Raw genomic sequence first — 245 nt, forward strand, 5'->3', positions numbered from 1 at the left:
CGTCATGGCCCGCGACGATGTTTTCGCGCATTGTGGCGACCAATGAAGCTCTTGACGCTTACGGCGGCTTGCCTGTTCTTCATCACAGCTGTTACTGCGCTTTTCAGCAATCATCTGGTGGCGGTACTGGCACTGACGGCTGCAGTTGCCATGGTCGCGACCTACGTGTTTTCTAGTCGGCAAGGCAATCGTTGACCACCCTGGGGCCGCGCCAAGCGCTCCGTCGGGCTCTCTAGCTTGGACGC

General features: G+C 59.2%; 1 protein-coding gene. It reads left to right on the forward strand.

The features are described from left to right. A partial coding sequence (locus tag SB764_RS43720; protein WP_410867266.1) for a hypothetical protein occupies window positions 1–195 on the forward strand: 195 nt, incomplete at its 5' end. Window positions 196–245: the final 50 nt, after the last annotated feature.

It is taken from the genome of Paraburkholderia sp. SIMBA_027, from assembly GCF_046535315.1.
Classification (GTDB): domain Bacteria; phylum Pseudomonadota; class Gammaproteobacteria; order Burkholderiales; family Burkholderiaceae; genus Paraburkholderia; species Paraburkholderia tropica.